At 66.0% G+C, this 21,549-nt stretch carries 15 protein-coding genes; 6 read left to right on the top strand and 9 right to left on the bottom strand.

The annotated features are described in order from the left end of the window. Positions 1-439 precede the first annotated feature (439 nt). Both moeB and FJY73_04720 read right to left on the bottom strand, forming a co-directional pair. Positions 440-1,588 carry a molybdopterin-synthase adenylyltransferase MoeB gene (gene moeB, locus FJY73_04725; protein MBM3319962.1) on the bottom strand — a complete coding sequence of 383 codons (1,149 nt, stop codon included), beginning with the start codon at positions 1,586-1,588 and terminating at the stop codon, positions 440-442. A gap of 142 nt (positions 1,589-1,730) precedes the next feature. After that, positions 1,731-3,461, bottom strand: a complete 1,731-nt coding sequence (locus tag FJY73_04720; protein MBM3319961.1) for a SagB/ThcOx family dehydrogenase — start codon at positions 3,459-3,461, stop codon at positions 1,731-1,733. A 153-nt stretch (positions 3,462-3,614) separates the two neighbouring features. On the opposite strand from FJY73_04720, the gene FJY73_04715 reads away from it, so the two are divergent. The 4 genes from FJY73_04715 (at position 3,615) to FJY73_04700 (ending at position 7,655) form a co-directional block, all read left to right on the top strand. Beyond that, on the top strand, positions 3,615-4,361 hold the full coding sequence (locus tag FJY73_04715) for a metal-dependent transcriptional regulator (protein ID MBM3319960.1): 747 nt from the start codon (positions 3,615-3,617) through the stop codon (positions 4,359-4,361). After that, positions 4,358-5,395, top strand: a complete 1,038-nt coding sequence (locus FJY73_04710; GenBank protein ID MBM3319959.1) for a metal-dependent transcriptional regulator — start codon at positions 4,358-4,360, stop codon at positions 5,393-5,395. The genes FJY73_04715 and FJY73_04710 overlap by 4 nt, the downstream gene beginning before the upstream one ends. Further along, a complete protein-coding gene (locus FJY73_04705) occupies positions 5,392-6,222 on the top strand; it encodes a 50S ribosome-binding GTPase (protein MBM3319958.1) in 831 nt (276 codons plus the stop codon). The genes FJY73_04710 and FJY73_04705 overlap by 4 nt, the downstream gene beginning before the upstream one ends. A 92-nt stretch (positions 6,223-6,314) precedes the next feature. Beyond that, complete coding sequence (locus tag FJY73_04700; GenBank protein MBM3319957.1) at positions 6,315-7,655, top strand: ferrous iron transporter B; 1,341 nt, start codon at positions 6,315-6,317, stop codon at positions 7,653-7,655. A gap of 214 nt (positions 7,656-7,869) precedes the next feature. Here FJY73_04700 and FJY73_04695 read toward each other — a convergent pair whose 3' ends face one another. The 4 genes from FJY73_04695 to FJY73_04680 all read right to left on the bottom strand — a co-directional run bounded on the left by FJY73_04695 (position 7,870) and on the right by FJY73_04680 (position 14,060). Next, positions 7,870-9,309, bottom strand: a complete 1,440-nt coding sequence (locus FJY73_04695; protein MBM3319956.1) for an aspartate ammonia-lyase — start codon at positions 9,307-9,309, stop codon at positions 7,870-7,872. After that, the gene (locus tag FJY73_04690) at positions 9,306-11,489 is read right to left on the bottom strand and encodes a S9 family peptidase (GenBank protein MBM3319955.1); all 2,184 of its coding nucleotides are present in this window, start codon (positions 11,487-11,489) and stop codon (positions 9,306-9,308) included. The genes FJY73_04695 and FJY73_04690 overlap by 4 nt, the downstream gene beginning before the upstream one ends. A 33-nt stretch (positions 11,490-11,522) precedes the next feature. Beyond that, positions 11,523-12,644, bottom strand: coding sequence for an AI-2E family transporter (locus tag FJY73_04685; GenBank protein ID MBM3319954.1), 1,122 nt, complete (start codon positions 12,642-12,644; stop codon positions 11,523-11,525). A gap of 114 nt (positions 12,645-12,758) precedes the next feature. Further along, a complete protein-coding gene (locus tag FJY73_04680) occupies positions 12,759-14,060 on the bottom strand; it encodes an alginate export family protein (protein ID MBM3319953.1) in 1,302 nt (433 codons plus the stop codon). A 236-nt stretch (positions 14,061-14,296) separates the two neighbouring features. Here FJY73_04680 and FJY73_04675 point away from each other — a divergent pair, with 236 nt between their 5' ends. Then, positions 14,297-14,833: a hypothetical protein gene (locus tag FJY73_04675; GenBank protein MBM3319952.1), complete on the top strand. Its 537-nt coding sequence runs from the start codon at positions 14,297-14,299 to the stop codon at positions 14,831-14,833. 4 nt (positions 14,834-14,837) lie between these two features. Here the strand turns inward: FJY73_04675 and FJY73_04670 are convergent, their stop codons facing one another. From FJY73_04670 to FJY73_04660, 3 genes are read right to left on the bottom strand one after another with little or no spacing between them, the layout of a single operon-like run. Further along, positions 14,838-17,618: a response regulator gene (locus tag FJY73_04670; GenBank protein ID MBM3319951.1), complete on the bottom strand. Its 2,781-nt coding sequence runs from the start codon at positions 17,616-17,618 to the stop codon at positions 14,838-14,840. Beyond that, entirely contained in the window at positions 17,615-18,181 is a 567-nt protein-coding gene (locus FJY73_04665) for a YfiR family protein (GenBank protein ID MBM3319950.1), read from the bottom strand. Before FJY73_04665 ends, FJY73_04670 begins: the two co-directional genes overlap by 4 nt. A gap of 1 nt (position 18,182) precedes the next feature. Continuing rightward, positions 18,183-20,222: a TonB-dependent receptor gene (locus FJY73_04660; GenBank protein MBM3319949.1), complete on the bottom strand. Its 2,040-nt coding sequence runs from the start codon at positions 20,220-20,222 to the stop codon at positions 18,183-18,185. 670 nt (positions 20,223-20,892) lie between these two features. On the opposite strand from FJY73_04660, the gene FJY73_04655 reads away from it, so the two are divergent. Further along, a complete protein-coding gene (locus FJY73_04655) occupies positions 20,893-21,549 on the top strand; it encodes a succinate dehydrogenase cytochrome b subunit (GenBank protein MBM3319948.1) in 657 nt (218 codons plus the stop codon).

Below are 21,549 nucleotides of genomic sequence, written 5' to 3'. Positions count from 1 at the left end.
GGTTCCCGCAAAGCAGGCGGCGAGTACGGGCACGAGATAGCTCCTCATCGACATGGACATCGACCTCCTCCACTTCGCTCACGCGCCGTGATCGTACCTTCGAGTGCCCGCGCGGGCAAGCGCCCGGCTTCGGGTTCGCCCGCACTTGTTCGTTCCGGGCCGCGGATGAGCCGCGAGAGGAGAGACGGGCTCTCCGTCTCTACTCGAGACGGCTCCATCCGAGGCCGCAGGGCGCGGCGCGAAGCGTCCGCGCCCTGCCCTAGCCTGGACTATGCACGCGTTTCCTACTGCGGCCGCGGATCGCGGCCTACGAGGCCTCCCTTCCTTCGCCGCTTCCTCATCGTAGTGCCGAGACTACGATTCCGGGAGCGGCTCGTCCAGGTCGGCCTCTCGGCTCGCGCTCCACATCCTCGCGACGAAAACGCGTGCATAGTCCAGGCTAGTAGGTCTGCATCGCGGGATCGACCTCCTCCGCCCAAGCGGTGATCCCCCCCGCGAGGTTCCACACGCGGGGAAACCCGCGTCGCATGAGAAAGAGAGCCGCCGCGCGCGATCGAACCCCGACGTGGCAATAGACGACGATCTCCCTCTCGGGTTCGATCTCCTCGACCCGCCCCTGGAGCTCGCCGAGTGGGACGAGGATCGATCCCGGCAGCCGGCAGATTCGCTCCTCGTGCGGCTCGCGGACATCGAGAAGGAGAAGGGGATCTTGCTTTTCGAGTCGTTGTTTTAATGTTCGAGAGTCGATGTCTCGAACGAGATCCGCGCCCGGCTCTTCGCACGGTTCGGCCTCTCCGTCCTCGTCGGTGAGCGCGCGGATGCTCGGGTTCTCCCCGCAGACCGGGCATCGCGGGTCCTTCCGGAGCTTGATCTCGCGAAACCGCAGGCGGAGGGCGTCGTAATGAAGAAGCCTTCCGCCGAGGCTCTCTCCGATTCCGAGGAGGAGCTTGAGCGCCTCGGTCGCCTGGATCATCCCGACGAGGCCGGGGAGCACGCCGAGGACCCCCGCTTCTGCGCAGGAGGGAATGAGGCCGGGCGGCGGGGGTTCCGGGTAGAGGCAGCGGTAGCAGGGCCCCTTCCGCGCGTCGAACACGGCGACCTGGCCGTCGAAGCGGAAAATGCTTCCGTGCACGTTCGGCTTCCCGAGAAGCACGCACGCGTCGTTCACCAGATAGCGAGACGGGAAGTTGTCGGTCGCGTCGGCGACGAGATCGTACCCGCCCAGAATCTCGAGCGCGTTCTCCGCGCGGAGCCGCGTCTCGAACGCCTCGGCCCGCACGTTCGGGTTGATCTCCTCGATCTTCCGTTTCGCCGCGCGCGCCTTCGGGACGCCGATGTCGGAGGTCGCGAAGAGGACCTGCCTCTGGAGGTTGGATCGGTCGACCGTGTCGGGATCGACGATGCCGATCCGCCCGACGCCCGACGCCGCGAGATAGAGCGCGAGCGGCGAGCCGAGGCCCCCCGCGCCGACGATGAGGATGCTCCCCGCCTTCAGCCTTCCCTGCCCCTCGATCGCGATCTCGGGAAGGATGATGTGTCTCCCGTAGCGCGCGATCTCCTCGTCGGTGAGGGGGAGGCCCGCGGGCATCCTCCCCGTTGTTTCCTCGTCCCTCATCCGGTTCCTCCTCCGGGCTCTCGCTTCCCGCCCGGACGGGTCCAGTATAGCGCCTGGCCGCGGCGGGTGCGGGCGGATCCGGCCGGCCGGGAAACGTGCGCGGGAGAGAACGGCTTCATCCGTCACCCGGAGCCGAGGAAGGATCCGCGTGTTGTGGATACGCCGGAAGCGTGGTGAGGCGGGGATCGTGCACCGGGGCCCCGACGGTGAAATGATATAGACTTTGATAGTAACGATTTCGAATACCGAACACCTCATGGACCGGGTCGTCGAAGAAACAGCCGATCCCGGTGCCGCGAAGACCGGCCGCCTCCGCCTCGAGGTAAAGCATCTGGCCGATCGCGCCGGCCTCCTGGAAGAGGCGCGGGTAGAACGAGGCGCCGAACGCGCGGAGAGCCGGCTCGAACCGCGCGACGATCGCCGCGCTGAACGCGCCGTCCGCGGCGATCGCCTGCCCGCACGAGAGCGCGCCGGCGACCTCGCGGAAGTCGCCCGGAGCGAGGAGGAAGAGAGGCAATCCATCCGGCGTCCCCGCCGGGGCCGTCCAGAGGAACTCGGACCGGAGCGCGGCGCGGAGGGAGCCGACTTCCTGCGGATCGCGCGGAAGCGCGTAGAGGCCCGGCTCGATCCCCTCCACCCTGTGGACGAAGAGAAGGAGGTGCGCCTGCGGCGGCCAGCAAAGCGCGTCCCAAGGCGTCGCGCGGCGGGGGAGGAGGCGGTCGAGCGTGCAATGAAATGCCTCTCGCGTCATCGCGGTGCGCCCGTCCATCGCGACCGCGCTCCGGCGTCCTCGGATCAGCGCACCCGCTCTCGTTGCGCGCTCGGGAGACCGAAGAGGAGAGGGCGCCGAGAGCCCGCCGGCGTTCCCGGCCGGGAGAGGCGGATCGTCCGTTCGCCTTCGGCACGCCGCGGCGACTCGGTCGATCGCTTCCCACACGATGGGTTCACGGCTCAATCGGTTCGCTATCCCCGCCCCGCCCGATGCGAACACCCCGCGGACCGTCTCCGGCGGCGGATTCCAGAAGGCGGGATCGCCGCGCGCAGGATCGGCCGGGCCCGGCCGAACGACCGCGAGCATTTCCGGATCCTCCCTCTCCGCCTCGTCGAAATCCGCCGCCCGATCGACGCCGAAGAGAGAAGCAAGCGTGGAGGAGGAAGGCGAGAAGACCGCGCGGAGCGTCCAACCGAGCGCGGCGGCCGCGATGCGGAGTCCGGCGAGCGCGTGCCCCGCGTCGATCGCGCAGTAGCGGTACGCCCGCTCTCCGTACTTCCACGCCTCGCGCCACCGGATCGAGGTCAGCCCGACGAGGAAGGAGCCCGAAGGAAGCTCCCCGGTCAGCATCTTCCACGCCTCGGAATTGATCTCCGCTCTCCGTTCGAGCGCGTGTTCCCTCGGCGCGTAGTGAGAGACGCCCGCCCGCTCGCCGATCCCGCGGATGGGCGGGAGAAGGAGATACCCCTCGGTCGGGTGGAGGTTGCCGCTCGAGGGGTTCACGCGGAGCGCCCAAGAGGCCCCTTGAAACGATTTCCACGCGGAGATCGCGAGCGAGTAGTAGAGGAACTCCGAGAGGGACCGCCTGTCGAGAGCGAGGGCGGGGGCGGGGCCTGGGGCGGGGCCTGGGGCGAAGAGACGGTCGTACGCGGGTGTCCGATCCTCGTCCGGGACCGGGAGCGGAAGGAGGGGCGCTCCCTCGAAGCGCCGGAACGGATCGGGCTCGTTCGCCCAATCCAGATAGCCCGCCGAGCGCGCGAACCGGTCGAACCGATGCTTCGTTCGCTCGTGGTAATCGAGAGCCTCGCCGATCGCGCGCTCTCGGTCGATTCGATGTTCTGCGTCGCCGCGCATGATGCCCACAACATAATCCCTCGGCTTCCTTCCCGCCGCACTGGATTCCGCGCCGTCTCTTCGAAACTCGACTCGTCCGGCCGGTCCTCGCCTCTCGCGCCCGATCTTCCCTTCGCCTCTTGACAACCGCGCCGCCCGGACTATCTTTTAGCCATGGCTAAAAAGAACAGCGGACGCCACGCATCCCGGTCCGTGGGGGATTACCTGAAGGCGATCTACATGATCGGCGGAGAGAAGGGGCTCGTGGCGACGGGAGCGCTCGCCGAACGCCTCGGGATCGCGCCCGCTTCCGCCACCAACATGATGAAGAAACTCGCCGCGTCCGCCCCTCCCCTCGTCGTCTACTCGAAGAGCCGCGGCGCGGCGCTGACCGCCGAAGGGAGGCGGATCGCGCTCGACCGGATCCGGCGCCACCGCCTCATCGAGCGTTTTCTCCACGATCAACTCGGCTGCGGCTGGGACGAGGTTCACGAGGAGGCGGAGAGGCTCGAGCACGCGGTCTCGGACCGCCTCATGGACCGGATCGAGGAGCGCCTCGGCCATCCGGCCGTCGATCCGCACGGGGATCCGATCCCCTCGAAGAACGGCTCGCTCGAAGTTCCCGACGAGCTTCTCCTCGTCGATCTCGCGCCGGGCGTGCATGCGGTCGTCTCGAGGGTTCCGGACGGAGATCCTCCTCTGCTCCGCTCGCTCGCGGAGGCGGGGATCGTCCCCGGCGCTCGTCTCGTCGTTCCGGAGAGGGCCGCGCGCGGGGGCGCCCTCCGGATCCGCGTCGGGCGCGGCGGGAGAACGCGAATCCTCCCGCGGCGGATCGCGGGGAGGGTGCGCGTCGCCCTGAAGAAGAGCCGGGCGAAGGCGCTCTCCGAGGCGGTTCGTCCCCGCCGGGAGAAGAAGAGATGAGCGAACCCGTTCTCTCATTGCTCCTGGCTCTCTCGGTCGCCGCGATCGGCGTTCTTCTTGTTTGGCCGGGGGTCGGTCTCGTCTCGAGGCTTCGCCGCGGAGCGAGGATGACGGAGCGGGTTCTCCGCGAGGACGCTCTCAAGTACATCTGCAAGCGCGAGGCGAAGGGGTATCCCCCGACGGTGCACAGCGTCGCCGGAAACCTTCATGTATCGATCAATCGGATGGCGGAGATTCTCGGGCGGCTCGAGGAGAAGAGGCTCGTCCGCCAAGACGGAGAGCTCTTCCGCCTGACGCCGGAGGGACAGGCGGTCGCGCTCAACGTGATCCGCGCGCACCGTCTCTGGGAGCGTTATCTGGCCGATGAGACCGGTCTCGACGAGACGGAGTGGCACGATCGGGCGGAGCGGATGGAGCACGCGCTCTCCCCCGACGACGTGGACAGGCTCGCCGAGCGTCTCGGAAGCCCGACGCACGACCCGCACGGCGATCCGATTCCGACCGCCACGCGGCGGAGCGTCTTTCACGGAGGGCGGCCTCTCACGGCCGCGGATACGCGCGTTCCGCTCCGCATCGTCCATCTCGAGGACGAGCCGGAAGCGGTCTACATGCAGCTCGTCGCCGTGGGGATTCGGCCGGGGATGACGGCGCTCGTCGTGGAATCAACCCAGGAGCGCGTCCGCTTCCTCGCGGACGGGGACGAGCACGTGCTCGCGCCGATCCTCGCCTCGAACATCTCGGTCGTCCCGATCCGGCGGGAAGAAGCGGAGCCGCAAGAGACCGGGGAGAGGCTCTCGCTCCTTCGGCCGGGCGAGAGCGCGGAGGTCGTGCGGATCTCGCGCGCCTGCCGCGCTCCGGAAAGAAGGCGCCTCATGGATCTAGGCGTACTCCCCGGCACGAGGATCGCCGCGGAGATGAGGAGCCCGACCGGGGGTCTTGTCGCGTACCGAGTCCGCGGGGCGGTCGTCGCGCTCCGCCCGGAGCAGACGGACCGGATCCTCGTGAAGCGAATCATTGAGGAATCGACCGAATGAACAAGAAGGGAAAAGCCGCTCGCGGCTGCGAGGGCTGCCCGGCGCACCACGCCGGCAATCTTCGCCGGCTCGGCGTGGAGATGGAGGAATGGGATTACGTCGTCGCGCTGGCCGGGAATCCGAACGTCGGGAAGAGCACCGTCTTCAACGCGCTCACCGGGCTCCGGCAGCACACGGGGAATTGGCCCGGGAAGACCGTCTCGCGCGCCGAGGGGGGCTTCGTGTACGGCGGGAGCCGCTTCAAGATCGTCGATCTTCCCGGGACCTACTCGCTCCTCGCCACGAGCCTCGACGAGGAGATCGCGCGCGACTTCCTTCTCTTCGGCCGTCCGGATGTGACGGTGGTCGTCGCCGACGCGATGCGGCTCGAGCGGAATCTCAACCTAGTCCTTCAGGTGTTCGAGATCACCGACCGCGTGGTGCTTTGTTTGAACTTGATGGATGAAGCGAGGCGGCGCGGGCTCCGGGTCGACGATCGTCTTCTCTCTCGCGAGCTCGGCGTTCCGGTCGTTCCCGCGACCGCGCGCCACGGGGAGGGAATCCCGCGGCTCCTCGAGGAGATCCGCGCCGTCGCCGCGGGGGAAACCGTCCCGAAACCGCGCCGTCTGGAGAAGGGCCCCCGTGTTCTCCAAGGAGCGGTCGCGCGGCTCGCGGGGGAGATCGAGGAGGCGTTCCCCGGGCTTCCGAACGCGCGCTGGGTGGCGCTCCGACTCCTCGACGGGGACCGGACGATCGCCGAGGCGGTGCGAAAAGGGGACCTCGGGGACCTCACGCGCGCGGGACCGGAACCGGCGGACGAGCCGCGGAGTGGGGAGGAGTCGCGGTGACGCCCGGATCGTCCGCGAGCGCTCGGGAGAAGCTCCTTGCCGCCGCGGAGGATCTCCGCTTCGAGGTCGGCGGGGATTTCCACGAGGAGCTGATGGAGTCGATCTACGCCGAGGCGGCGCGCATCGCCGGCCGCGCCGTCACCCGCGCCGACGAGAAGCCGCGCTTCGACTGGGACCGCGCGATCGACCGCGTCGTGACGAGCCGCCTGTTCGGCTTCCCGATCCTCTTTCTCCTCTTCACGCTGATCTTCTGGATCACGATCGCGGGGGCGAACGTCCCTTCCGGATGGCTCGCGGCGCTTCTCCTCGACAAGGGGCATCCGCTTCTCAAGGGGCTCGCCGCCGGCGTCTCTCTCCCCTGGTGGCTCGACGGAATCCTGATCGACGGGATCTACCTCGCGACCGCCTGGGTCGTGAGCGTCATGCTTCCGCCGATGGCGATCTTCTTCCCGCTCTTCACGCTGCTCGAGGACTTCGGCTACCTTCCGCGCGTGGCGTTCAACCTCGACAACCTCTACCGCAAGTTCGGCGCGCACGGGAAGCAGTCGCTCAGCATGATGATGGGCTTCGGATGCAACGCGGCGGGCGTCATCGCGACGAGGATCATCGACAGCCCGAGGGACCGGCTCATCGCGATCCTCACGAACAACTTCTCCCTCTGCAACGGAAGGTGGCCGACGCAGATCCTCCTCGCGACGATCTTTCTCGGCGCGCTCGTCCCGCCGGTTCTCGCCGGCCTCGTCTCGGCCCTTTCCGTCGTCGCGGTGGCCCTTCTCGGGGTCGCCCTCTCCCTCGCCGTGTCGTGGGGTCTCTCGCGAACGCTTCTCCGCGGCGAGATCTCGACGTTCAGCCTCGAACTTCCGCCCTATCGTCCCCCGAGGATTCTCCAGACGATTTATACATCGATCATCGATCGAACGATCTTCGTTCTCTGGCGGGCGATCGTCTTCGCGGTTCCGGCGGGGGCGGCGATCTGGCTCTCGGCGAACCTCCGCTTCGCCGGCGCGAGCCTCGCCGAGCACCTGATCCGCTTCTTCGATCCGTTCGGCGTCGTGCTCGGCTTGAACGGCGTGATCCTTCTCGCTTATGTCGTGGCGATTCCGGCGAACGAGATCGTGGTCCCGACGATCCTCATGCTCACCGTTCTCGCGACCGGAACCTCGGGAGTCGGCGCGGGCGCGGGCGTGATGTTCGAGCTCGAATCGGCCTCCGACACGCTCGATCTCCTCAAGGCGGGCGGCTGGACGCTCCTCACGGCGGTGAACCTGATGCTCTTCAGCCTCATCCACAACCCGTGCAGCACGACGATCTACACGATCTACAAGGAGACCGGAAGCCGGAAGTGGACCGCGGTCGCGACGCTCCTTCCGGTCGCGATGGGCTTCCTCGTCGTCTTCCTCGTCGCGCAAGTGTGGCGGATCGCGGGGGGGTAGGAAGCGACTCTCAATCCGTATGAATGGTGCGCCTTGCGCGGCCGCCGGGGCGTGGGGCAAGGGGGTGAACCGGCGAGTTCCCGAGCGCGCCACGGAAATGGTGACACCACTTCCCGTTGCCGTTGGCCGGGCGCGCGAGGGGTGTCTGAGCCGGCACCCCCTTGCCCCGGGCCCCGGCTGAGAAAACACCGGAGGAGTCCCTAGCAGATTGACGTTACCCCGCCATCCCCCCCTCCGTCAGGCGGCGGAGGTCGCGGAGGGCGGAATCGATCTCCTCGGGAGCGACGGCGCGCGCGCCCTCCCGGTGCCGGAGCTTCCCGGCGCGCGCCTTCTCGATCGCGAGGTCGCGGATCGACGTTCCCTTCTCGGCCGCCTCCTTCACGAGGGCCGCGCCGGCGGCGTAGCCGATGATTGGGTTCAGCGCGGTGACGACGATCGCGTTCCGCGCGAGCCATCCCTCCGCCTTCTCGCGGTTCGCCCGGATCCCCACCACGCACTTCCCGGTGAACATCCGGACCGATCCGATCATGACCTGCATGCTCTCGAAAAGGTTGTGCGCGATGACCGGCATCATCACGTTCAGCTCGAGCTGCCCGGCCTGCGAGGCGAGCGCGACCGCGGTGTCGCATCCAATCACATGAAACATCGCCATGTCAAGCATCTCGGCGAGGACCGGGTTCACCTTCCCCGGCATGATGCTCGATCCCGGCTGCACGGCGGGGAGCCGGATCTCGTCGAGCCCGGTCGCGGGCCCCGAGGCGAGGAGGCGAACATCGTTCGCGATACGGATGAGCGTGAGCGCGAGCGTGCGGAGGGCGCCCGAGAAGTGAATCGGGTCTGCCATCGACTGCATCGACTCGAAGAGATCGTCCGATCCTTCGAGCCGGAGACCGGTGATCTCGGAGAGGCGGCGCACCATCCGCGCGTGGTACTCGGGATGCGCGTTGAGACCGCTGCCGACCGCCGTCCCGCCGATCCCGAGACGCCGGAGCCCGTCGGCGGCCTCCGCGATCCGCTCCGCGTCCCGCTCGACCGCCTTCGCGTACGCGCCGAACTCCTGCCCGAGCCGCACGGGGACCGCGTCCTGGATATGGGTCCTTCCCGACTTCACGACATCGTCGAACTCGCGCGCCTTGTCGCGAAGCGCATGGCCGAGGGAACGGACCGCCCCGAGGAGCTCCTCCTCGCGCCAGAGGCACCCGAGGCGGATCGCGGTCGGGATCGTGTCGTTCGTCGACTGGCTCATGTTGACGTGATCGTTCGGATGCACGAGGTACTCGCCCGGCTTTCCGCCGAGGAGGACCGTCGCACGGTTCGCGATCACCTCGTTCGCGTTCATGTTGTGGCTCGTTCCGGCTCCCGCCTGGAACGGATCCACGACGAACTCCGCGTCCCACTTCCCCTCGGCGACCTCTTCGGCCGCCCGCGCGATCGCTTCCGCGCGCTCCGTGTTGAGAAGACCGAGATCCCGATGAACCTCCGCCGCCGCCCGCTTGATCGTCCCCATCGACCAGATGAACGCGCGCCAGGGTCTCAAGCCGGAGACCGCGAAGTTCTCCACCGCTCGCGCGGTCTGCGCCCCGTAGAGCGCGTCCTCGGGAACCCTCACCTCGCCGAGCGAGTCTTTCTCGATGCGCGTTCCCTTCTCGTTCATTGGTTCCTGCCCTTCGCGCGCGGGCTTCTCGCGCGGGTCTTCCGTTTCCCGCTTCGCTTTCCGCCGCCCCGCTTCCGAGCCGCCGCGGGCGTATTCTCGATGTGCTTCATCAGCCAACCGATCACCTCGTGATACCAAACCTCCGCGTTCGCCGGCTTCTGGACCCAATGCCCTTCGTCCGGAAAATGCAGGAACCGCGAGGGAACACCCATCACTTGAAGCGCCGTGAACATCCCGATCCCCTCGGAGATCGGGCAACGGAAATCCTGATCCCCGTGTATCACGAGGGTCGGGGTTCGGAACTTGGAGACATGGAGGTGCGGGCTGAACTTGAGGATCGCCCTTCGGTTCGTGTGCGGCAAAGGTCCGTGCTCATATTCGTCGAACCAGAGCTCCTCGGTCGTGTACGCCATCGTTTCGGCGTTGAAGATTCCGTCGTGCGAGACGAGCGCGCGGAAGCGGTCGGTCCGCCCCGCGATCCAGTTGACGAGAAAGCCGCCGAAGCTCGCCCCCGCCGCCGCCATTCGGTTTCCATCGATGAAGCGGTGCTTGCGAAGAAGAAGATCGACGCCGAGCCGAATGTCCTCGAAGCAGCGCCCGCCCCAGTCGCGGCTGATCTGATCGCTAAAGCGCTTCCCGAAGCCGGTCGATCCGCGCGGGTTCAGCATCGCGACGACCGCTCCGCGCGCCGCGAAGAGCTGCGCGTTCCATCGATAGTGGAATTGGTCGAGAAACGCCGACTGCGGCCCCCCGTGAAGGAGAAGGATGAGCGGGTGCTTATTCCCCTCGCGGAAGGAGGGGGGGCGGATGAGGAGCCCGTGGATCGGCGTTTCCCCCGCGCCCGGATACCAGAACTCCTCCGCCTCGTTCATTCGGACGCGCGCGAGGACGTCGCCATGGCGAGTGAGACGCCTCGCCGCCGCGCCCGCGTCGCGTGGGATCCAATCCGGCGCGTCTCCCGCCCCGAGAAACGGCGCGATGCCGCGATCCGGCGTCAAGCGGTAGAGGTCGAGAGGAGCGGTCGTCGACTCGCGTCCCACGAGGAGATCGTTCGATCCCGGAATCCGCCGAAAGAACGAGTTCGTTGTGCCGAACGTGAGCTGGCGCACCCGGCTCGCGCGCATGTCGATGCGGTAGAGCGAGACGCGCCCGCGATCGTGCGCGCCGAAGAGGATGCCGCCTGCCCCGTCCGTCTCGAACGCGTGCGGGCTCCGGTCGAACCGTTCGAGGTAGACCGCGGTCGTCTTCGTCTTCCGGTCGTACGCCTTGATCCGGTTCTTGTCCGCTTCATACCCGGGACGGTCCATTGCCAAATAATAGATACATGAACCATCGGATGCGTAGCGCGGATGCGAGTCGCACGCCTCCGAGTTCGAGACGCATTCCGCTTCCCCCTCCATCGCGAGGCCGCGGATCCTCTGCACGAAGATGCAGTTGTTCGTCGAGCGGGCGACGACCTCGTCCGGGTTCATCACGAAGGCGATCTCGCGTCCGTCCGGGCTGAAGTCGTAGTCGCGTTCGGAGCCGAGCGCGATCGGCGGCGCGTCCAAGTCGTGCGGCGTTAGATCCCGCATTCGCCCCGTGTCCGCGTCCACGAGGAAGATGTGGTTCCGCGTCCGGTCTCTCCACGAATCCCAGTGGCGGAAGAGAAGCTCGTCGGCGATGCGGGCGGAGGACTTCTCGTTCACGAGGCCGTACACGGCTGCGCGCGGCGGTTCGTTCTCCGGTTCCTCCAAGTTCTTTCGGCGCGGATCGTAGGCGCTCGAGACGACCACCTTGCGCGCGAAGGCGATCCGCCGCGAGTCGGGCGCCCAAAGAAGCCCGTGCGCGCCTCCGTACCCGTTCGTCACGCGCCTCGCCTCGCCCCCGCCGCGCGGCATCACCCAGACCTGCGGTCCCAGATCTTTCTCGCGATCGCTGACGAAAGCGATCCGCTTCCCGTCGGGAGACCACGCCGGATCGCGGTGGTTGCCCGGTCCGGGCGTGAGGACGCGGCTTCTCCCCGTGGCGAGATCGACCACGCGGATCGTCTGCCGCACCTCGTTCTTCTTCGGATCGTGGCGGGCGACGACGTAAGCCGCCTCGGTCCCGTCCGGCGAGACCGCCGTTTGCCCGATCCGTTCGATCGACATGAGATCGCGAAACGCAAGGGGCGACCTTCTTTTGTTGGAAACCGCCATGCGAGATCCTCCGTGCTTGTCCACAACGCGAATCTACTCCGGCGGCGGCCGCTCGGCAATCAGGCCTCCCGCACCCGCCTCATCGCTCGTCTCCGCCGAAGGAAGCGGGTCGGCCTCCAGAAGCGATTCACGAAACGCACGCGCGTAGAAATCCCAAACGGCGACAAAGAGCGCGCCCAAGATCGGCCCAATGAGAAACCCGACGACGCCGAAGAGGAAGAGACCGCCGAGCGTGCTGAAGAGAACGAGAAGAGGGTGCATCTTCGTGTCGCGCCCCACGAGCCGCGGGCGGAGCAGATTGTCCACCGTGCTGACGACCAGTGTGCAGAACGCAAGGACGAACACGCCTCCTCCGGCGTTCCCCTTGGCGAGCTGGATGATTCCCGCGGGGAGCCAGACGAGCCCGGTCCCGACGCCGGGGATGATCGAGAGAAAGGTCATGACCGTGCCCCAGAAGAGCGCCCCCTGGATTCCCGCGAGCGCGAAGGCCGCCCCCGCGAGCGTCCCCTGGACGACGCCGATGACGAGGGTCCCCTTGATCGTCGCGCGCGTCACGGAGGCGAACTTCTCGACGAGCTCTCGCTTGTCCTCCTTCCGGAGGGGAAGATACCCGAGCGTCTTCGCAAGGATCGTCTCCCCGTCCGCGAGGAAGAAGAACATCGCGTAGAGAAGAAGAAAGAGCTGAAAGAGGAGCGAGACCGTTCCGCGCGTGAAGGCCGAGATGCTGTCGAAAAGAAACGATCCGACGCTCCCCACGATCTGTCCGAGTCTCTGGAGGACCTCGGGGCGATAGGGGGCCAGGCGCTCGGCGCCCGGGATTCTCTCCAACAAGCGGCTCGGCTCGTTCACTTGCGCGCTCACCCACGGTCCGACCTGGTTGCTGATCTGGAGCGCCTCTCCGGCGACAAGCCCGAGGAGAAGGGAAAGAGGCGCGACAACGGCCACGAGAAGGACGAGGAGCGTGGTTCCGCTCGCGAGGTGACGGCGCCCTCGGAAGCCCCGGCGGATCCCGCGGTAGAGAGGATGCGCGAGGCCGGCGAGGAGAGCCGCGAGAAGGAGGACGACGAGAAACCGCCGGATCATCGCGAGGAAGACGGCCGTGACGAGCACGAGAAGAACCGCGAGAAAGAGGCGACGGAGCCGCTCCCGATCCATGTCCGCACGATAGCAGACCGGCGGGGAATTGGGGAAGCGGGGAAGCCGCGCGATTCTCCCGCGCCTTTCCGGCAGAGGCAAGAACCGCGCGGCTTCGATCGATCGAGCCGGCCGCTACAGATCCTTTCCGAAACCCGCGGTCAGCATGAGATAGGCCCAAACGCCCGGATCCGTCTTCTCCGGATCCCGGAGCTTGTAGATCTCGTTCGCGAAGGACTTCGAGGGGAAGAACACCGAAAACCCGCCCTCGGCCTTCAGGCCGGCGATCTTCGTGGTGGTCGCGGTCAGGTCGACCTCGAAGCCGACGTCCTTGGTCATCTCCTTCTGATAATCCTCGTAGTCGGCCGCTGCCATGAAGTAGTGCCCGTCCGCCTTCAGCGTCCACCCGGGGGCGGGCTCCATCGAGAGCCGCAGCATGAGGTCCGCGAGCCCTTCCGGTTTATCGACGCGGAAGTAGTCCATGTAGCCGCGGATGCGGTGGACCGTTGCGTATGGGCCGACATAAGCGCCGTACGTGTCGTCGTTCGGGTCCTTGTCGCCCGACGCGTAGTCGATCCCCAAGGCGATCCGGGGCTTGTGGGGGCAATCGCGCGCGTAACCGACCTCCGCGGTGACCAGATACGCGGAGATGTCCTGCTCCATGACCGGGCTCTTCAGCCCCTGGTCCCCGAACTGATAGACCGCGTTCGCCTCCACGTCGGCCAGGCCGTAGGACTTCTTGTAGTACCCGCCGACGTTGAACCGATCGAGGAGGTTGAGGTCGGGATCATCCCCTCCCTGGATCCGCTCCGCGTTCCGCTCGTAGAAGCCGAAGAGGTCGAGGCCCGTCTCGGGGATCTGGCCATAGAGGCCGACGATGTCGAAGTCGCGGACGCCTTTCTTGGCGCTCGGTTCGAGGACCTTGAGCGCGTGGGCCGTGACTTTCGCCGGCGCGGCCTTGTAGGAGAGCGAGAAGCCCTCCCATGTGCGCCCGACGTTGCTCCAGTCGTTCGCTCCGAACACGCGCTGGTTGCCGAGGTTGATCTCGTAGCGGCCCGCCTGCATTCCGAGCCCATCGACTCCCAGACGGTCGACGAGAAGGTATCCCTGATGGAGGTCGACGTTCTTCGCGTCGTTCGTGGTTCCCGACATGTATTCTCCCGCGGCGCTGACGCCGCCAAGTCGTCGGCTGTCTTGGAATTGCACGAAGACGTGCGTGTTCGCGTCGACCACCGCCTCGATCCCGAGCCGCGCGCGGAGATCGTTGAACTGGAGGGGAGAGGCGGCCGGTTCGAAGCTCTTCTTGTCCAACTCGGAACGGACGCGGACCTGCCCGCTGACGGTGAGCTTGGTCTCCGCGAGAACCGTTGCGGGCAAGAGGACGGAGATACCTGCTAGGATCCAAAGAGCGAAAAAGGCTGAGCGTCTCTTCGACATTGCGTACTCCTTTCTTCCGCCTCGGCGGCCGGGAAGCGCGGCGGATGTTCGTGCCTCGGATCGAGATCTCCCGACACTCTGGATTCGATCCGGCAGAAAGACTATCGTAGCGGTTCGGGAAGGTCACGGGAAAACTTCCGATGCGGCGTGGCATTCGTTGCGAGATGCGAACGCTCGCGCCGCAGATTCGGGAGAACCGCGGGAGGAACCTCCGGCGGAAAGGGGGGAGTGAGAGCATGAAGAAGGGGAAGACGATCGCGACGGCGGGGGTTCTTGCGATTCTCTGCGGGATGTCCGCTGTTTCCTGGGCCGAGGAGGCGGGCACGAAACCGATTCAGCTCGCACTCTGGAATCCGGTGCAGGCCTTCGACGAGGAGACGTCGATCGCGGGAATCCGGATCAACCTTCTCTACGGCGTGAACCGGAACGTGCTGGGTCTCGACATCGGTCTCGGCAACCACACGCGCGGAAACACGACAGGGCTCCAATACGGTCTCGTCGGGTACACCGAAGGGACGTTCGTGGGTTGGCAACACAACTTCTTCAACTACTCGACTACCTTCCTGGGGTTCCAGACCGGCTTCTACAACGGAGCAGAAAGCGCGACGGGATTCGAGTGGGGCATGGTCAACATCACGGACGACATGCACGGACTCCAGCTCGGGATCTTCAACATGACCGAAACGCTGCACGGCCTGCAGATCGGAGTGATCAACGTGGTTCAGAGAAAGGAGAACCTCCCGATCCTGCCGATCGTCAACTGGTCTTTTTAGCTAGCTACTTTCCGGGGCCGGGCGCGCGGATCGACGAGACGGTCTCCGAGAACCTCTCGAGGTCACGCTCGAGGCGCTCCACGAGGAGAGGCGCCCGGTCGAGATCCCGCTTCTTGGCCGCGGTCTCGAGCTCGAAAGCCGCATCGCGAAGAGAAGGCGCCGCGACCGTCGCCGAAGATCCCTTGATCGAGTGCGCGAGCCGCTCCAGCTTCGCCCCATCTCGGTCGGCGAGGGCGCCCTTCACTTGGTTCAGAAGGTTCGGCATCTCCTCGAGGAAGAGGCTGAGGATTTCGGGGATGAGGGATTCGTCGTTGCCGAGCCGCTCGAGGAGCGCCTCGCGGTCGAAACAAAGCTCCGGCACGCGGCGCGAGACGGTCGTCGTGTCTTCGAGGTCCGCCGATTCCCTTCCCGCCATCTGCCTCGCGATCGCCGCGGAGAGTTCCGCAGGATGGATCGGCTTCGCCACGTAGTCGTTCATCCCCGCCGCGAGGCACCGTTCCCGATCCCCCTTCATCGCGTGCGCGGTGAGGGCGATGACCGGAATTCTCGGGTTTCGGACGCCGGACGCGGGGTTTCGAATCGCCTCGGTGGCGTCGAACCCGTCCATTTCCGGCATCTGACAATCCATCAGGACGAGGTCGTAGGGAACGAGGCGGAGCGCCTCGACTGCTTCCTTGCCGTTCGCGACCGCGTCCGCGCGATGGCCCATCTTCTGAAGAACCTGGACGGCGACGCGCTGGTTGACCGCGTTGTCCTCGGCGACGAGAACGCGGAGCCTCCGCCTCCCGCGGCTCGGAAGAACGTGCTGCGTAACGAACGGCCTCCTTTCCGAGCGGCCGGCGGTCGTCTGGAAGCCGGCGACGGACGCAAGACAATTGTAGAGATGTGAACGTTTGACCGGTTTCGTGAGGTAGGCGGCGAAACCGATCTCTCGGACGCGCGCCGCGGTCCCCTGACGCCCGACCGAGGTCAGCATGATGAGGGTGGTATCCTTCAGGATCGGGTCGGTCTTGATCCGCCTGCCGAGCTCCTCGCCGTCCATCCCCGGCATCGCCATGTCCACGATGGCGATCGACACCGGGTCTTTCGACCGGATCGCCTCGGCGAGCTGCTCGAGCGCTTCGGGTCCCGAAGGCGCCTCGAGAACGCCGCATCCCCAAGAGAAGAGCTGCTCGCGAAGCACGATTCGGTTCGTTTCGGTGTCGTCGACGACCAAGATGCGTTTCCCGCGGATATCCTCCGGGAGCGGTTTCTCTTGGATCTCCTTCATGTTCGACTTCTCGAGCGCCGCGGTGAACCAGAAGGTCGATCCCTCGCCGACCGTGCTCTCGACGCCGACCGTCCCGCCCATCAGCTCCGCGAGCTGCTTGGAAATGGCGAGGCCGAGACCGGTTCCCCCGTACTTGCGCGTGGTCGAGGCGTCCACCTGCGAGAACGAGCTGAAGATGTGCTCCAGCCGGTCGGGCGGAATCCCGATGCCGGTGTCCTTCACCAGGAACCGGAGAGAGATGAGGGAGTTGCGTTCCTCCGCCTTCTCGACCCGAATGGAGACCTCGCCGCGGTTGGTGAACTTCACGGCGTTCCCGGTCAGGTTGATGAGCACCTGGCGGATCCGTCCGGGGTCGCCCCTCAACCGGACCGGGACGTCCCGCTCGATGAGGCTCGTGATCTCGAGTCCCTTGCTGTGCGCCTTGAGCGCCATCATGTCCATCAGCTCGTCGAGAATCACTCGAAGGTCGAAGTCGAGGATCTCGAGATCCATCTTTCCCGCCTCGATCTTCGAGAAGTCGAGAATATCGTTGATGATCGTAAGAAGCGCCTCCGCCGACAGACGCACCGTCTCGGCATGATCGCGCTGTTCCGGCGTGAGCTCGGTGTCGAGGAGAAGGCCGATCATCCCGAGAACGCCGTTCATCGGCGTGCGGATCTCGTGGCTCATGTTGGCGAGGAACTCGCTCTTCGCCCGGGCCGCCGCCTCCGCCTTCTCGATGGCGGCCTTCAATTCCCTGTTCGCGCGGATCAGCTCCTCGGTCCGCGCCATCACCTGGGTCTCGAGAAGATCCCCGCGCTTGCCGAGCTCGAGGTCGCGTTTCTGGATCTCGGCGAGCATCTCATTGAACCCGTCGATGAGCGTGCCGATCTCGTCGGCGTTCCCCTTCGGAGCGCGGACCGAGTAGTCCTTCAGGGCGGAGACCGACCGGGCGATCTCGGAGAGCCGCACGATCGGTCTCGAGATGAGACCTTGCAGCCAAACGGAAAGGAGGAGAGCGAGAAAGAGGGAGGCGGCCACGAGGACGCCGATGACGAACGCATAGCGCCCGAGGATCGCCCGAAGCTCGCTCATGTCCCCGCGGAGATAGATCGTGCCGATCTGTTCTCCGCTGAGGACGATCGGCCGATAGACATGAATCGCCGCGTCGCGGAAGAAATGTCCCTCTCTCGGTTCCGTCGTCGGGAAGAGATCCGGGCTCTGGCCCGTCTTGAGGTAGCGGGCGAAGACGGTTCCATTCGCCGTGTAGATGCAGCCGGCGACGACGTGCGGGTTCGCGGCGAGCGCCGCGAGGGCTTCTTCGGCGGCGCCCGGGTCGTCGAACGAAAGGGCGGCGATGCTGTTCGCGGCGCCCGCGTCGGCGAGCACGGTGTGCCAATCGGTCATCTCGCGATAGAACTCGGACCGTTCGAGCGCCGTCACCGCGACCATGCAGAGGAAGAGCACGACCCCGCTCGTCCCGAGGATGATCAAGGTGAGCTTCCGGCTGATCGAGAGGTCGCGGAACGGCTTCATTTCCCGTCTCCCTTCCCGTTCCCCACGATCCGGGCGAGCTGGAGGAGCTTCGCGTTCAGCTTGATCCCCGCGCGCTCGGCGGAAGCGACGTTGATCTCGAACCGCACGCGGTTCTCCTCGATGAAGAACCCGATCGTGCCATACCGCTCGGCGAACTTCTCGTTCTCCCCGACGATGAGGATCGCGAGCGGATCGATCTCCTTGAAGGCGCGCCCGAGCTCCGCATTGTCCGTCCGAGGAACGAAGAGGATATGCACCCCCTTCGCTTCCCGCGCGTTCTTCAGGCGCTTGACGAAGACCGGTCGGCCGTCGATCGGCTTCTTCTCGACGACTTGGTCGAGGATCGGGCCGAACGGATCCTTCCCGAGGATCCCGATCACGAGCGGTGCGGCGGGTTTGGAAAACGCGGACTCGGGCCAGTCGGCGAATTTCGCGAAGTTGTAAAGGAAGGCGGCCTTGATCTCGTACTCGGAAAGCGACTCGTCCGCCGCGCCCATGCCGTGGACGAGCGTCGCCGCCCCGAGGAGGACGAGAAGGATCGCGATCGGCCGCTTCATCGTCATCTCAGTACCTGATGCTCGCTCCGCCGTAGACCGCCCGCTCGACCGCGAACCGCCCGTTCCGGAGCTCGGGCACGAACTCGACCTGCTTCGGCCCGACAAGATTGGTGCCGACCAAAAAGAGCTCGACGTGCGCGTCGGGTTGCCATCCGATTCGGGCGTCGAGCGTGAGGTGACTGCCCAGGTCGAACCGGTCGAGCCGGTCGACGTACCGCGCCCCGATATCCGCCTGGACAGGGCCCGGCAGGTCGACGAACGCCTGTGTGAAGGCTTGATGCTCGGGGCTCGCCCCTTCGGCCGCTTCGACCTCGATCACCTCGCCGGACTCGTCAGTCCAGACGTCGAGGCGGAGGTAGCCGTATCCCGTTCGGAACCAGAGTCGGTTCGCGGCGCGCCAGTCGATGGCCGCTTCCGCGCCGTACGTCTGCCCTTCGCCGAGGTTCGTTCCGTAGACCGGGAGAACGATCCACGATACAGGACTCCCCTGGAACCGAACGGCTCCGATCTCGCCCGTGCGGAGACAGGTGTACCGGTTATAAAATGTCGTGAGATCAATCATCATGCGATCGCCGGGATGAAAGCGGTATCCGACCTCGTACGCCGTGAGCTTCTCGCTCCGGAAGTCGTCCGTCCCATAGAGCGTCGCGATCGCCGGGTACGGGCTCCGGTTGTCCGACGAATACGGTGGGATCGTTTCCCACTCGATGACCGCGTCCCGCTCCACGCGCGAGGGGGTCCTCGCCGCGCGCGAGACGGCCCCCCACAGCGTGTGGTTCTCGGACGGGAGCCAACGAAGTCTCGCGTTCGGCTGGATCTCCAGTCCGGTATACTCGTTTCTCTCGAACTTGGATCCGAGCGTGAGGTAGAGCTCATCGGCGCGCAGGGCGAGGTCGGTCTGGACGAACCCGCTCGCGATCCCGACCGTACGTTCCGCCGGAACCGTGTAACCGCCTTGCACGCTGTCCACCCGGTCGGAGATCGTTCGATACCCCGCGCCCCAAACGATCTCCGCCCGTTCGATCGGCCGCCATCGGTGATGGAGATCCAGATCGATCGTGTTGTGCTCCTCGCTGAAGCGAATGTTGTCCCGATCGGATCGATCGAAGTAGGCCTGAACGGAGAGTTCCGAGAGATCGGAGAGCGTCTCGGTCCATCGGAGGAGGACGTTCCCGCCGCGGAAGCGCGTCGTGTCCTCGATCTCCGCGTAGTAGGGCTCCTGCACGATCGGGAAGCTGTACGCCCCCTCCACCTCGCCCTCCCCCGCATCTCCTTGAACAGTGAAATGCCTGGAGCGACCGGCCTCCCCGTCGAGCCGGAATCCTCCCTGGATCGAGGACCAACCGTCGTTCGCGTCGGATCCCGCCGCAGGTGGGAAGCCGTCCCTGTCGGCGTATTTCGCGTAGATCCGAAGCCGGGCGTTCTCCCCGATCGACGCGCCATAGCGCTGTTCGACGAGCCGCTTCTCCTGCGATCCGGCCGCGGTCTTCGAGAAGTACCCTTGGGTTTTCGCCGCTTCTTTCGTGATGATGTTGATGACGCCGTTCATGGCGTTCGCTCCCCAGAGCGCGGCGCCCGGGCCGCGGATCACCTCGATCCGCTCGACGTCCTCGAGCAGAACGTCCTGCGCGTCCCAATAGACCCCCGCATAGAAGGGCGTGTAGACGCTTCTCCCGTCGATGAGGACGAGGAGCTTGTTCGAGAAGTTGCCGGCGAAGCCGCGGGAAGTGATCGCCCACCAGGACGAACTGACGCGCGCCACCTGAAGGCCGGGGACGAAGCGGAGCGCGTCGGCGATCGTCGTCGCGCCCGTGCGGCGGATCTCCTCGCCGGTGAGAACGTAGACCGCGGCCGCCGCGTCCGAGAGATGCTCCGTCTTCTTGGACACGGAGGTCACCTCGATCGCCATGAGATCCTCGAGGCTGAGCATGGTGAGATCGATCGGGCTCGACGCTTCGGCCCTCGCGAAGCTCGCCGCGAGGAGAAGGAGCACGAGGAACGGAGCGGCGACGAAGAGGACGCGGAGGATCACGGCGAGGAGGCGCATCTTTCCCGCGGTCGATTCGAAGCCGGGTTCGCGGCGGGGGATTCCGAACCGCGGATCGCTTGGCGCCGTCGATTCGGTCCGTTCCGGCGGACTTCCGATCCCGGCGGTTCGTCGGGAATCGGCGTCGTCCCCGCGGCCGATCGAAGAAGGTTGAACCATGATGGTGTTTGTCCCGCGCATTCTCGGGATCGATCCGCCCCGATTCGAGACGGCGCAACGCACCCCAGGCTTCCGCCTCCGCGCCGTCCGGTTTCTCCGCCGCTTATCGGCACAAGCGCGTGTTTCGCCAGGGGGAAGCGGTCGCCGAGGCGGACGACCGTCGACTTGTCTTTGCCTCAGGCGGCGTTTCTCTCGTCGCACCCGTACCGAGCCGCCGAGGGGACAGGCGCGCCGTTCTTCGCGGTTTCAGGCGATCGTTTCCCGAGTTTCGCTGGAGCCGCGAAGGCGCCGCGTCCGCGCGCTTTGCGATGGCGCCCTTTTCGTTCGGTTCGGAGAGGGACGAAGAGTCCGGTTCTCGGAGTCTCTTGACAGGGACGCCTCGGGAAGCGTATCAATGGACCTTGCGGACGTGTGAGGCGAGGATCCTTCCGCGCGCGCGCTTTGCGGAGCATGCGCCTGGGACCGCGCGTCCCGACGGAGGTTCTTGGACGATCTGGAAACGGAGAGGCCTATGAGTTGGTTCCGAAGGGTGTTCCTATCGTCGATCGGGAAGAAGTTCTGGATGGGCGTCACCGGAGTTCTTCTCTGTCTCTTCATCGCGTTCCACCTGACGGCGAACCTCGTCTTCTTCCTCGGAAAGGAGGCATACAACGGGCTCTCCGCCTCTTTAGAGAAGATACCGATCTTGCCTCTCCTCGAGGTGGGGCTTTTCGCCTTGTTCGGCTTGCACATCCTTCTTGGGATCGTTCTCTATTTCGACAACCGCTCTTCCCGCGACCGGTACGCCGTGTACGGAACGAAACTGGGAGGCTTTGGCACCTGGGCGTCCAAGAACATGATTTGGACCGGAGCGATCGTTCTTATCTATTTAGGGATTCATGTTCGACGCTTCGTGTTCTCGGAGGTGCCCGAGCTGAACGGCCACGCCGACTATCACGGGCTGAACTTCGAGGTCTTCTCGAGCACGCTCTACGCCCTCTGGTACATCTTCGGGGTCGCGGTTCTGGCCGTGCATATCAGCCACGGTTTTCAGAGCGCGTTCCGCTCGCTCGGCGTGAACCATCCGGTCTACACGCCGTTTCTCGAGTGGTTGTCCGCCGCCGCCGCCGTTGTCGTCGGCGTCGGTTTCGCGTCGATACCGATCTACGTCTTGATCAAGGGAGCATAG

It is taken from the genome of Candidatus Eisenbacteria bacterium, assembly GCA_016867715.1.
In the GTDB taxonomy this organism is placed as follows: Bacteria; Orphanbacterota; Orphanbacteria; order Orphanbacterales; family Orphanbacteraceae; genus VGIW01.
This window is presented reverse-complemented; position numbering and strand designations above follow the sequence as displayed.